Genomic DNA, 13,059 nt, shown 5'->3' on the forward strand with positions numbered 1-13,059 from the left:
GGATATGAGCGAGAGCTGGAACGACGTCGACACCTTCGACACCTTTCCCAAGCTGCTGGTGGAAAACGCCCGGCGCTTCCCCGCCGACGTCGCCATCCGCGAAAAGGAATTCGGTATCTGGAACCTGTTCACCTGGGCCGACAGCCTGGAGAAGGTGAAAAGCCTGGCCCTGGGCCTGGCCGCCATCGGCGTCCAAAAGGGCGACGTCGTGGCGCTGCTGGGCAAGAACCGGCCGGAATGGCTGTGGGGCGAGCTGGCCGCCCATTCGGTCGGCGCGCTGTCCATGGGCGTCTACCAGGATTCGATGAATGCCGAGGTGGCCTATCTGCTGACCTACACCCAGGCCGCCGTGGTGCTGGCCGAGGACGAGGAGCAGGTCGACAAGCTGCTGGAAATCGCCGACCAGGTGCCGTCGCTGAAGCACATCGTCTATTTCGATCCGCGCGGCATGAGGAAATACAGCGACCCCAAGCTGATTTCCGCCACCGACCTGCGCGCCCGCGGCGCCGCCCTGGAAGCCAGCGAACCCGGCCGCTTCGAACGCATGGTCGCCGAAGGCAAGGGCACCGACGTCGCCGTCCTGGTCACCACCTCGGGCACGACGTCCAACCCCAAGCTGGCGATGCTGGAGCCCGGCCCGTTCCTGCGCCATTGCAAGGCCTATTTGCGCGCCGACCCCAAGATGGCTGGCGACAATTACGTCTCGATGCTGCCGATGCCGTGGATCATGGAACAGATCTACGCCGTCGGTCAGCCGCTGATCTGCCGCAACATCGTCAATTTCGTCGAGGAACCCGAGACGATGATGGCCGACATGCGCGAAATCGGCCCGCATTTCGTGCTGCTGGCGCCGCGCACCTGGGAAGCCATCGCGGCGGAAGTGCGCTCGCGCATGATGGATTCGACCCGTTTCAAGCGCTTCATGTTCGATTGGGGCATGAAGCTGGGCATGCAGGCGCTGGATCAGGGCAAGCGGTCCTGGCTGGCCGACCTGATCCTGTTCAAGGCGCTCAGGGACCGCATCGGGTTCAGCTATCTGAAGTCGGCCGCCACCGGCGGCGCCGCCCTGGGGCCGGACACCTTCCGCTTCTTCCTGGCCATGGGGGTGCCGCTCAGGCAGATCTATGGACAGACCGAGCTGGCCGGCGCCTATACCGTCCATCGCGCAGGCGACATCGATTTCGATTCGGTCGGCATTCCGTTCGACGACGCCGAATACCGCATCGACAATGCCGACGCCAACGGGGTGGGCGAGATCGTCGCCAAGACCGACGGCATGTTCGCCGGCTATTACAAGAATCCCGAGGCCTCGGTGGCCGACATGGAAGACGGCTGGCTGAAGACCGGCGATGCCGGCTTCGTCAAGAAAGAGAACGGCCATCTGGTGGTGATCGACCGCATCAAGGATCTGGCCACCACCTCGAACGGCGTGCGCTTCTCGCCGCAATTCATCGAGAACAAGCTGAAATTCTCGCCCTTCATCGCCGAGGCGGTGACGCTGGGCGCCGACAAGCCCTATCTGGCCGCGCTGTTGTGCATCCGCTACTCGATCGTGTCGAAATGGGCCGAGCAGAAGGGGATCGCGTTTACCAGCTATACCAGCCTGTCGGCGCAGCCGCAGGTCTATGAGCTGCTGCGGGCCGAGGTCGAGAAGGTCAACGCCACCCTGCCCGAGCCGCAGCGCATCCGCAAATTCCTGCTGCTCTATAAGGAGCTCGACGCCGACGACGGCGAGCTGACCCGCACCCGCAAGGTGCGGCGCGGCGTCATCAACGACAAGTACGGCGACATCATCGATTCCATGTATGGCGGCCGCGAGATGGTGCCGGTGGATGCCGTCATCACCTTCCAGGACGGCACCACCACCCGGGTCAAGACCGAGCTGGCGGTGGTCACCTTGCTGCCCGATCCCACCGTCGCCCAAGCCGCCCAATAGGAGACGCCCCCATGACCAGCAACCTTCTGGTGCAACTGCTCATCAACGGGCTGATCGTCGGCACGCTGTACGGCGTCGTCGCCATGTGCTTCGTGCTGATCTACAAATCGACCCAGGTGGTCAATTTCGCCCAGGGCGAGTTCCTGCTGATCGGCGCCTGGGCCTGCTGGTGGATGGTGGTCGAGGCGGCCTTGCCCTTCTGGCTGGCCTTCCCGCTGACCTTCGCCTTCATGATGGCCTTCGGGGTGATCTTGCAGATGGTGGTGCTGCGCCCCCTGATCGGCGAGCCGATCATCTCGGTGATCATGGTCACCATTGGGCTGTCGATCTTCTTCCAGGCGGTGACCAAGTGGATCTTCGGCGCCGACGTCCAGCCCTTCCCGGAAATCTTCCCGGTCAAGTCGGTGGACGTGTTCGGCCTGCAGGTCCAGCCGGCCTATCTGATGAGCCTGGTGGTGTCGCTGCTGATCATGGCCGGCTTCGCCTGGTTCTTCAAATATTCGCGCATGGGCCTGGCCATGCGGGCCACCGCCTTCAACCAGCAGGTGGCGCAAAGCCTTGGCATCTCGGTCAAGGCGGTGTTCGCCATGGCCTGGGCCATTTCCGCCATGGTCTCGGCCCTGGCCGGCGTGGTGGTCGGCATCGTCAACGGCGTGTCGGGCGCGCTGTCCTTCTTCGGCATCAAGGTGTTCCCGGCGGTGATCGTCGGCGGCCTTGATTCGGTGATCGGCGCCATCGTCGGCGGCCTGATCATCGGCGTCTTGGAAAACATGGCCGAATATGTCGATGGCCAGTGGCTGCAACTGGGCAACCTTTATTCCGTCGCGCCGTTCTACGTGCTGATCGTCATCTTGATGATCAAGCCGTACGGCCTGTTCGGCACCAAGAACATCGAAAGGGTCTAGGCCGATGATTTCCACCAGCCTTATCCCCTGCGGCCAGTACAAGACCTCGTACGCCAAGGACACCACTTTGTTCGACACCCCCGTCACCCGCGCCTTCTGCGCGGCCGGCGTGGTGCTGTTGCTGGTGCTGCCGCAGCTGGGCCTGTCCAATTATCACCTGACGCTTCTGATCCAGATCGGCTATCTGTCGATCGCTGCGCTGGGGCTGAATATCCTGGTCGGCAGCACCGGCCAGATCAGCCTGGGCCATGCCGGTTTCTTCGGCTTCGGCGCCTTCGCCAGCGCCTGGCTGCACAACAAGTTCGGCATTCCGGTGCTGCTGGCGATGCCGCTGGCCGCAATCATGACCACCCTGCTGGGGCTGTTGTTCGGCATTCCGGCCGGGCGCCTGAAGGGGCTTTACCTGGCCATCGCCACCTTCGCCTCGCAATTCATCCTGGAAGATTTCTTCGCCCGCGCCGACTGGTTCTCGGGCGGGTCGGCCGGTGCCATGGCCGGCACCGCCAGCCTGTTCGGCTTCGACCTGACCGGCGACCGCAGCTATTTCTATCTGGTGCTGTTCTGGCTGGTGACCATGGTGCTGCTGGCGTCGAACCTGTTGCGGTCGCGCGACGGCCGCGCCTTCGTCGCCGTGCGCGACCATTATCTGTCGGCCGAGGTGATGGGCATCAACCTCACCAAGTACCGCATCTTGTCGTTCGGCATCTCGTCCTTCTATGCCGGCCTGGGCGGCGCCCTTTACGGCCATTATCTGGGCTTCGTCTCGGCCGAGGGCTTCACCATCCTGCTGTCGATCCAGTTCCTTGGCATGATCATCATCGGCGGCATGGGCAGCGTGATGGGCACCTTGATGGGCACCGCCTTCATGGTGCTGCTGCCGGAAGTGCTGGAAATCGGCTTCGGCGCGCTTCGCGGCGTCGCCGGCGACGTCGCCTGGGTAACCTCGGGCCTGGCCTATGCCAAGCAGGCCTCGATCGGCCTGGCGATCATCTTGTTCCTGATCTTCGAGCCCGATGGCTTGGTCCATCGCTGGAAGCTGATCAAGTCCTATTGGAAGCTTTACCCGTTCTCGTACTGACAACAACAAGGGCCGCCAACGGCCCGTCGCCCCATATGAAAAGTTCAACACTGGGAGGAGACACCATGAAGAAGTCCTTGCTGGCCAGCGCCGCCATCCTGCTGGCGTCCACCATGGCCCATGCCGCCGATCCGATTCCGGTCGGCCATATCGCCGATTTGACCGGCGCCACCGGTTCGGTGGGCAAGCCCTATGCCCAGGGCATCGCCGACGCGATGAAGTACCTGAATTCCAAGGGCGGCGTCGGCGGCCGCACCCTGGCCTTCGAGACCACCGACTACGCCTATGAAGTGCCGCGCGCCATGGCGCACTACAAGAAGCTCTTGGACCAGAAGGTCGTGGCGATCCAGGGCTGGGGCACCGGCGACACCGAGGCGCTGGTCTCGTTCGTGGCCAAGGACACCATTCCCTATTTCTCGGCCTCTTATTCCGGCCATCTGACCGACCCGCAGGGCAAGACCTCGGCCAAGGCGTCGCCCTACAACTTCTTCTACGGCCCCAGCTATTCCGACGGCTGCCGCGCCCTGGTGGAATGGGCCGCCGACGATTGGAAGAAGAAGGGCGGCACGGCCAAGGCCAAGTTCGTCCATATGGGCGACAACCACCCCTATCCGAACGCGCCGAAGGATGCCTGCGGCGCCTATGCCAAGGAAAAGGGCCTGGAAATCCTGAATCCGATCCAGTACTCGCTGAAGCCGGGCGACTTCAAGGCCCAGTGCCTGTCCTTGAAGGAATCGGGCGCCAATTACGCCTACCTGGCCAACACCTCGGGCTCGACCATCGCCCTGCTGAAGAGCTGCGAGACCGTCGGCGTCAAGACCCAGTACATGGGTAACGTCTGGGGCATGGACGAAGCCTCGCTGAAGGCTGCCGGCGAGGCCGCCGACGGCATGGTGTGGGTGGTCGGCGCCGCCACCTGGGCCGACAACAATGCCGGCATGAACCTGGTGCGCGAAATCTCGAAGATGAGCGACCCGTCGGGCACCGAGGCTCGCCCGGGCCATTACATCCGCGCCGTCTGCTCGGCCTTCTACATGAAGGAAGCGATGGATGCGGCCGCCACCATGCCCGGCGGAATCACCGGCCCCAACATCAAGAAGGCCATGTACACCAAGAAGGATTGGGTGCCGGCCGGTCTGGACGGTGTCTGCCTGCCGTCGACCTGGAAGGAAGACGACCATCGCGGCACCACCTCGGTCATGGTCTACCAGGCCTCGGTCAAGGGCACCGATATCGGCATGAAGAAGATCTTCACCGCCAATATCCCGCGCCGCACCGAGTGGCTGGGCTGGTAATCGGGTTTGTCACCGGGCGGCCTTCGGTCGAAGGCCGCCCCTCCTTTCTTGATCAGGATGGTCGCACCATGGGTGAAGCCGCTTTGAAACTGGCGCCGGAAGAATTGCTGCTGACGGTCAACAACATCGAGGTCGTCTATGACGACGTGATCCTGGTGCTTCGCGGCGTCAGCCTGGATGTGCCCAAGGGCAAGATCGTCACCCTGCTGGGGCCGAACGGCGCCGGCAAGTCGACCACCTTGAAGGCGATTTCCGGCCTGCTGGCCACCGAGGACGGCGAAGTCACCCGCGGCGCCGTCAGCTTCATGGGCGAGAACATCGCCAACCGCGCCCCCGAAGAGATCGTGCGGCGCGGCATCTTCCAGGTGATGGAAGGCCGGCGCATCGTCGAGGACATGACGGTGGCCGAGAATTTGCGCCTGGGCGCCTTCACCCGCAAGGACGGGGCGGCGGCCATCCGGGACGACATCGATCTGGTCTATTCCTATTTCCCCCGCCTGAAGGAACGCACCGGCCTGGCCGGCTATCTGTCGGGCGGCGAGCAGCAGATGCTGGCCATCGGCCGCGCCCTGATGGCGCGCCCCAAGATGATCTTGCTGGACGAGCCGTCCATGGGCCTGTCGCCGCTGCTGGTCAAAGAGGTGTTCGGCATCATCGAACAGCTGAACAAGGATCTGGGCATCACCATCTTGCTGGTCGAGCAGAATGCCCGCATGGCCCTGAAGGTGGCCGATTACGGCTACATCATGGAATCGGGCAAGATCGTGCTGGACGGCACCAAGGACGAGCTGATCAGCAACGAGGACGTCAAGGAATTCTATCTGGGCGGCGACAAGGAACGGAAATCCTTCAAGAACCTGAAATCCTACAAGCGTCGGAAGCGGTGGCTGTGATGGGCGATTTCTACGACCAGCTGGAAACCCGCTCGGCCGACCAGCGCGCAGCCGATTTGTTCGGCCGCCTGCCGGCCCAGATCGCCCACGCCAAGGCCCGCGCCCCCTTCTTCGCCCGCCTGCTGGCCGACATCGACCCCGATGGGGTGACCGGGCCCGCCCAACTGGCCAAGCTGCCGGTGACCCGCAAGTCGGACCTGACCGACCACCAGACCGCCCAGCCGCCCTTCGGCGGCCTGACCGCGACCCTGCCCAGCGATCTGTACCGGGTGTTCGCCTCGCCCGGGCCGATCTACGACCCCGAGGGCAAGGGCAAGGATTGGTGGCGCATCGCGCGCGCCCTCTATGCCGCGGGGTTTCGCCAGGGCGATCTGTTGCACAATTGCTTTTCCTACCATTTCACCCCCGGCGGCGTGATGTTCGAGACGGCGGCGCATGCGCTGGGCTGCCCGGTCTTCCCGGCCGGAATCGGCAATACCGAGCTGCAGGCCCGCGCCGTCGCCGACCTGAAGCCGGCCGGCTATTCCGGCACGCCGTCCTTCCTGAAGACCATCCTGGAAAAGGCCGAGGAAATGGGCTGGGACCATTCCAGCCTGACCAAGGCCTGCGTCTCGGGCGAGGCGCTGCTGCCGCCGCTTCGCGGCGCCTTGAAGGATCTGGGCGTCGATGTGTTGCAGGCCTATGCCACCGCCGATCTGGGCCTGATCGCCTATGAGACCAAGGCGATGGCGGGATTGGTGGTCGATGAGGGCGTCATCGTCGAGATCGTGCGCCCCGGCACCGGCGACCCCGTCCCCGACGGCGAGGTCGGCGAGGTGCTGGTCACCAGCTTCAATCCCGATTATCCGGTCATCCGCTTCGCCACCGGCGATCTGTCGGCGGTGCTGGCCGGCCAAAGCCCGTGCGGGCGCACCAACATCCGCCTGAAGGGCTGGATGGGCCGGGCCGACCAGACCACCAAGATCAAGGGCATGTTCGTCCATCCCCGCCAGGTCGCCGACGTGGTGGGGCGCCATCCCGGCATCATCCGCGCCCGCCTGGTGGTGGAAAAGGAAGCCGATGCCGACGTCATGACCCTGCATGTCGAAGCCGACGGCGCGGGCGACGGCCAGGCCATCGCCGACACCATCCAGTCGGTGTGCAAATTGAAGGGCCGGGTGCAGTTCCATCCGCCCGGCGCCCTGCCCAATGACGGCAAGGTCATCGAAGACAAGCGAGCGTAAGAAGGAACCCACCATGACCCTCGACCTGACCCCCAATCTCGATCCCTTCGCCCTGGCTCGCGCGCTGTCGGGCCAGCATTTCTATGACGGCGCCTTCCAGGCCGGTAAGTCGGGCAAGACCTTCCCGGTCAACAACCCGGCCACCGGGGCCGAGATCGGCGCCGCCCCCTTCGGCGACGAAGCCGACGTCAACGCCGCCGTCGCCGCCGCCAAGGCGGCGCAGAAGGGCTGGGCCAAGCTGCCGGCACGAGGGCGCGGCAAGCTGGTGGCCGAATGCGGCCGGGTGCTCGCCAATCATGTCGAGGAGCTGGGCCGGCTGATCGCGCTGGAGACCGGCAAGGCGCTTCGCACCGAAAGCCGGGTCGAGGCCGGGGTGCTGGCCGACATGTTCACCTTCTTCGGCGGCCTGGGCAGCGAGTTGAAGGGCGAGACCGTGCCCTTCCATCCCGACATGATGACCATGACCGTGCGCGAGCCGGTCGGCGTGGTCGCCGCCATCATCCCGTGGAACGTGCCGCTTTTGCTGATGGCCATGAAGGCGGCGGCGGCCCTGGTCGCCGGCAATGCGGTGGTGGTCAAGTCGGCCGAGGAATCACCCCTGACCGTGCTGCGTGTGACCCAGATCATGAATTCGGTACTGCCGGCGGGCGTTTTCAACATCCTGTCCGGCTTCGGCCCGGAATGCGGCGCCCCCCTGGTGGCCCACCCGGATGTCAAGAAGGTCAGCTTCACCGGCTCGGTCGAGACCGGACGCATCGTCTATAAGGCGGCGGCCGAGAAGCTGATCCCGGTGACCCTGGAACTGGGCGGCAAGAGCCCGATGATCGTCTGCGCCGACGCCGATCTCGACAAGGCGCTGGCCGGGGCCATCGTCGGCATGCGCTTCACCCGCCAGGGCCAAAGCTGCACCGCCGCGTCGCGCATCTTCGTCCATGAAGACATCCACGATGCCTTCGTCGCCGCCCTGAAGGCCAAGGTCGATGCCATGGTGATGGGCGACCCGCTGGACGAGAAGACCGATATCGGCACCATCATTTCCGGCGGCCAGTTCGACCGGGTCCAGTCCTATATCGCTTTGGGCCGCGACACGGCGGGCGCGACCGAGCTGGCCTGTTCTTCCATGCCGACCGACCCCAAGCTGGCAAAGGGCCTGTTCGTGCAGCCGCGCATCTTCACCGGGGTTACCAACAACGACCGCATCGCCCGGGAAGAAATCTTCGGGCCGGTCTGCTGCGTCATCAAGTGGACGGATTTCGACAGCGTCATCGAGCAGGCCAACGACAGCGAATACGGCCTGGCCGCCACCATCTGGACCCGCGACCTGAAGACCGCCATGGACGCCACCCGGCGGCTGGAAGCCGGCTTCGTGCAGGTCAACCAGAACCTGGTGGTCCAGCCCAACCTGTCCTATGGCGGCGTCAAGACCTCGGGCCTGGGCCGCGAGGCGTCGCTGGAATCCATGCTGGAACATTTCACCCACAAGAAGACCATCATCATCAACATGGCTTAAGGACCGACGCTCATGACCCATGATCCCATCGTCATCGCAGGCTTCGCCCGCACCCCCATGGGCGGCTTCCAGGGCGAGCTGGCCGGACTGACCGCCAGCCAGTTGGGCGCGGTCGCCATCAAGGCGGCGCTGGAACGGGCCGGCGTCCGGCCCGACGCCATCGACGAGGTGATCATGGGCTGCGTGCTGCCGGCCGGCCAGGGCCAGGCCCCGGCCCGCCAAGCCAGTCGCGGCGCCGGCATCCCCGACGCGGCGGGTGCCACCACCATCAACAAGATGTGCGGGTCCGGCATGAAGGCGGCGATGTTCGCCCACGATTTGCTGATGGCCGGTTCCGCCCAGGTGATGGTGGCCGGCGGCATGGAAAGCATGTCCAACGCGCCCTATCTGCTGGACAAGGCGCGCGGCGGCTATCGCATGGGCCACGGCAAGGTGCTGGATCATATGTTCCTGGACGGGCTGGAAGACGCCTATGACAAGGGCCGGCTGATGGGCACCTTCGCCGAGGAATGCGCCCAGTCCTATCAATTCACCCGCGAGGCCCAGGATGCCTTCGCCATCGCCTCGCTGAACCGGTCGCTGGCGGCGATGAAGGAAGGCCGCTTCGCCGGCGAGATCGCCCCCGTCGCCATCAAGTCCCGCAAGGGCGACACCATCATCGCCGAGGACGAACAGCCCAAATCGGCCCGGCCCGACAAGATCCCCACCCTGAAGCCGGCCTTCCGCGAGGGCGGCACGGTGACGGCGGCCAATTCCTCGTCGATTTCCGACGGCGCCGCCGCCCTGGTGATGATGCGCATGAGCCAGGCCGAGACGCTGGGGGCCACGCCGCTGGCCATGGTGTGCGGGCACGCCACCTTCGCCCACGCCCCCAATCTGTTCACCACCGCCCCGGTCTTCGCCATCCAACGCCTGCTGGACAAGCTGGCCTGGTCGGCCGGCAGCGTCGATCTGTACGAGATCAACGAGGCCTTCGCGGTGGTGACCATGGCCGCCATGCGCGACCTGGACCTGCCCCACGACAAGGTCAACGTCAATGGCGGCGCCTGCGCCCTGGGCCACCCAATCGGGGCCTCGGGCGCCCGTGTCATGGTCACCTTGCTGGCCGCCCTGAAGAATGCCGGCCTGAAGCGCGGCATCGCCAGTTTGTGCATCGGCGGCGGCGAGGCCACCGCCATCGGCCTGGAGCTGGTTGCATGATCCTGACCGAGGAACAGGCCCTGATCCGCGAGACGGCGCGCGCCTTCGCAAGCGAACGCCTGGCCCCCGGCGCCGCCGCCCGCGACCGCGAGCACCGCTTCCCGGCCGAGGAATTGGCCGAGTTGGGCAAGCTGGGTTTCCTGGGCATGGTGGTGCCGCCCGAATGGGACGGCGCCGGCACGGATTACGTGTCCTATGCCGCCGCCATCATGGAAGTGGCGGCCGGCGACGGCCCCATCTCGACCATCATGAGCGTGCACAATTCGGTCTGCTGCAAGCCGATCCTGGATTACGGCACCGATGAACAGAAGGACCGGTTCCTGCGGCCCATGGCCCGGGGCGAGGCCATCGGCTGCTTCTGCCTGACCGAGCCCGAGGCCGGATCGGACGCCGCGTCCATCAAGACCCGCGCCGTCAAGGACGGCAATGCCCATTACGTGCTGAACGGCGCCAAGCAATTCATCACCTCGGGCAAGAACGCGAAGGTGGCCATCGTTTTTGCCGTCACCGACCCCAGCGCCGGCAAGAAGGGCCTGTCGGCCTTCGTGGTGCCGACCGACACGCCCGGCTGGACCGTCGCCCGCATCGAGGAAAAGCTGGGCCAGCATTCGTCGGACACCTGCGCCATCACCTTCGACGACATGCGCATCCCGGCCGATTGCCTGCTGGGCCGGGAAGGCGAGGGCTTGAAGATCGCCCTGGCCAATCTGGAAGGCGGGCGGCTGGGCATCGCCGCGCAGTCTGTCGGCATGGCCAGGGCGGCGCTGGATCACGCCGTGGCCTATTCCAAGGACCGCCGCCAGTTCGGCAAGCCGATCTGCGAGCATCAGGCGGTGGCCTTCCGCCTGGCCGACATGGCCATGCGGGTCGAAGCGGCCGAACAGATGGTGCTGCATGTGGCAAGCTTGCGCGATGCAGGCCAGCCTTGCCTGAAGGAAGCCTGCATGGCCAAGCTGCTGGCCAGCGAGACGGCCGAGGCCGTGTGCTCGGCCGCCATCCAGACCATGGGCGGTTATGGTTACCTGGCCGACTTCCCGGTCGAGCGGATTTATCGCGACGTGCGGGTCTGTCAGATCTATGAAGGCACCAGCGACATCCAGCGCCTGGTGATTTCCCGCGCGATTTTGGCTGATTAGAAGAGGGGCAAGCCATGAAGGATATTCTGGTTCATCTGGACGGCGGCGAGCGCGACCGCATCCTGATCGAGGTCGCGCGCGGCCTGGCCAAGCGTCACGGCGCCCGCCTGACCGCCCTGTTCGCCCGCAACGACCCGCAGCGGACCAGTGCCATGGCCCGCCAGGCCAGCGACCATCTGCGCCTGGCGCAAGAGACCGGGGCCAAGCTGTTCGCCCAGTTGACCGAGGGCGCCGGGGTGGAAACCCGCTGGTGGCAATTGCCGCACGGCGAGGCCGGCATGGTCGAGGGCGAGACGGTGTTCTGCGCCCGCTATTTCGATCTGGTGGTGATGGGGCAGTACCACAGCCAATCGTCCAATGTCGGCGACGATCTGGTCGAGCAGGTCATCCTGAACGGCGGCCGTCCGGTGCTGGTGATCCCCTATGCCGGCGCAATCGCCAGCGTCGCCGAGCGTTGCGTGGTGGCATGGAATGCCGGCCGCGAGGCCACCCGCGCCATCCACGATTCCCTGACCCTGCTGCAGGCGGCCAAGTCGGTGACGGTGCTGTCGATGCGGCCCAAATCCGCCGATGCCGCCATCGACGCTTTGTCGGCCATGCCCGCGACCGACATCGTCGATCACCTGAAGGCCAACGGCATCAATGCCGACGGCGAGCATCTGCCCGACGAGAATATCGGCAAGATGGACATGCTGCTGTCTCGGGCTTGCGACCTGGGCGCCGACCTGATGGTGATGGGCGCGCACGGCCAGTACGGCCTGTCCCGGCTGCGCGGCTCGGGCACCCGTTACGTCCTCAAGCACATGACCCTGCCGGTGTTGATGGGGAACTAAGGGATGGCCGGCTTTAGCCCCAAGGACCCGGACTGGCGGGCGCGCTGCGAGGACAGCTTCGCCCGCCAGGCCCTGATGGCCACCATGGGCGCCGCCATCGACCGCCTCGAGCCCGGCCATTGCGCCTTGTCGCTGGCCCATCGGCCCGATCTGTGCCAGCAGCACGGTTACCTGCATGCCGGCACCACCATGGCCCTGGCCGACACCGCCGCCGGATACGCCGCCTTCTCGCTGATGCCCAAGGGCGCCAGCGTGCTGACCACCGAGTTGAAGATCAACCTTTTGAACCCGGCGGCCGGCGAGCGGCTGGAAGCGGTGGCCGAGGTGGTCAAGCCCGGCCGCACCCTGTCGGTGGTCAAGGCCGATGTTTACGCCATCCAGGGCGACCGGCGCGGCCACGTCGCCACTGTTCTTGCCACCATGATGTGTCTGGCCGACACCCCCGACGACAAAGGACGCTGACATGCCCCAGCCCGACCATATCGTCCGCGTCGCCCTGCCCGACCCGGCCGCCTATGATGCCGACACCCAAAAATACTTTGCCAAGTGCAAGGAAAAGCTGGGTCTGGTTCCCAACGTGCTGACCGCCTTCACCGGCCGGCCGGCCAAGCTTGGCACCTTCTCGCGCTTTTATAACGAGCTGATGCTGGGCGAATCGGGCCTGAGCAAGCTGGACCGCGAGATGATCGCCGTCGTCGTGTCGTCGGCCAACCGCTGCTATTACTGCCTGGTGGCGCACGGCCTGGCGGTGCGCGCCCTGTCGGGCGACCCCGAACTGGGCGAGATGATGGTGATGAACTACCGCGTCGCCGAACTGGATGCCCGCACCCGCGCCATGCTGGATTTCGCCTGGAAGCTGACCGAGACCCCGCGCGAGGTGGACCAGGCCGACCGCGATGGTTTGCGGGCGGTGGGATTTTCCGACGACGACATTTTCGATATCTGCGACGTGGTCGGCTTCTTCAACTACACCAACCGCCTGGCCCACGGCCTGGACATGATCCCCAACCGCGACTACCACGCCAAGGATCGCTAACCGCCCTCGCCGCC

General features: G+C 65.4%; 12 protein-coding genes. All 12 read left to right on the top strand.

The genetic code is table 11. The features are described 5' to 3' along the window. Nucleotides 1-4 precede the first annotated feature (4 nt). The 12 genes from MTBLM5_RS17510 (at nt 5) to MTBLM5_RS17565 (ending at nt 13,045) form a co-directional block, all read left to right on the top strand. Entirely contained in the window at nt 5-1,936 is a 1,932-nt protein-coding gene (locus tag MTBLM5_RS17510) for a long-chain fatty acid--CoA ligase (protein WP_173977332.1), read from the top strand. Between the two features lie 11 nt (nt 1,937-1,947). After that, complete coding sequence (locus tag MTBLM5_RS17515; RefSeq protein ID WP_068500370.1) at nt 1,948-2,841, top strand: branched-chain amino acid ABC transporter permease; 894 nt, start codon at nt 1,948-1,950, stop codon at nt 2,839-2,841. A 4-nt stretch (nt 2,842-2,845) separates the two neighbouring features. Beyond that, the gene (locus MTBLM5_RS17520) at nt 2,846-3,919 is read left to right on the top strand and encodes a branched-chain amino acid ABC transporter permease (RefSeq protein WP_173977333.1); all 1,074 of its coding nucleotides are present in this window, start codon (nt 2,846-2,848) and stop codon (nt 3,917-3,919) included. 65 nt (nt 3,920-3,984) lie between these two features. Next, complete coding sequence (locus MTBLM5_RS17525; protein WP_173977334.1) at nt 3,985-5,214, top strand: ABC transporter substrate-binding protein; 1,230 nt, start codon at nt 3,985-3,987, stop codon at nt 5,212-5,214. 68 nt (nt 5,215-5,282) lie between these two features. Further along, on the top strand, nt 5,283-6,107 hold the full coding sequence (locus MTBLM5_RS17530; protein WP_173977335.1) for an ABC transporter ATP-binding protein: 825 nt from the start codon (nt 5,283-5,285) through the stop codon (nt 6,105-6,107). Then, on the top strand, nt 6,107-7,330 hold the full coding sequence (locus MTBLM5_RS17535; RefSeq protein WP_173977336.1) for a phenylacetate--CoA ligase family protein: 1,224 nt from the start codon (nt 6,107-6,109) through the stop codon (nt 7,328-7,330). Before MTBLM5_RS17530 ends, MTBLM5_RS17535 begins: the two co-directional genes overlap by 1 nt. Before the next feature lie 13 nt (nt 7,331-7,343). Continuing rightward, complete coding sequence (locus tag MTBLM5_RS17540; protein WP_173977337.1) at nt 7,344-8,840, top strand: aldehyde dehydrogenase family protein; 1,497 nt, start codon at nt 7,344-7,346, stop codon at nt 8,838-8,840. Between the two features lie 12 nt (nt 8,841-8,852). Then, nucleotides 8,853-10,040, top strand: coding sequence for an acetyl-CoA C-acetyltransferase (locus MTBLM5_RS17545; protein WP_173977338.1), 1,188 nt, complete (start codon nt 8,853-8,855; stop codon nt 10,038-10,040). After that, the gene (locus MTBLM5_RS17550; protein WP_173977339.1) at nt 10,037-11,176 is read left to right on the top strand and encodes an acyl-CoA dehydrogenase family protein; all 1,140 of its coding nucleotides are present in this window, start codon (nt 10,037-10,039) and stop codon (nt 11,174-11,176) included. Before MTBLM5_RS17545 ends, MTBLM5_RS17550 begins: the two co-directional genes overlap by 4 nt. 14 nt (nt 11,177-11,190) lie before the next feature. Continuing rightward, nucleotides 11,191-12,009 carry a universal stress protein gene (locus MTBLM5_RS17555; RefSeq protein ID WP_173977340.1) on the top strand — a complete coding sequence of 273 codons (819 nt, stop codon included), beginning with the start codon at nt 11,191-11,193 and terminating at the stop codon, nt 12,007-12,009. Nucleotides 12,010-12,012: 3 nt separating this feature from the next. Continuing rightward, complete coding sequence (locus MTBLM5_RS17560) at nt 12,013-12,471, top strand: PaaI family thioesterase (protein WP_173977341.1); 459 nt, start codon at nt 12,013-12,015, stop codon at nt 12,469-12,471. Between the two features lies 1 nt (nt 12,472). Then, complete coding sequence (locus MTBLM5_RS17565; RefSeq protein ID WP_173977342.1) at nt 12,473-13,045, top strand: peroxidase-related enzyme; 573 nt, start codon at nt 12,473-12,475, stop codon at nt 13,043-13,045. The last annotated feature ends 14 nt before the right edge of the window (nt 13,046-13,059 follow it).

It is taken from the genome of Magnetospirillum sp. LM-5 (genome assembly GCF_902729445.1).
Classification (GTDB): domain Bacteria; phylum Pseudomonadota; class Alphaproteobacteria; order Rhodospirillales; family Magnetospirillaceae; genus Magnetospirillum.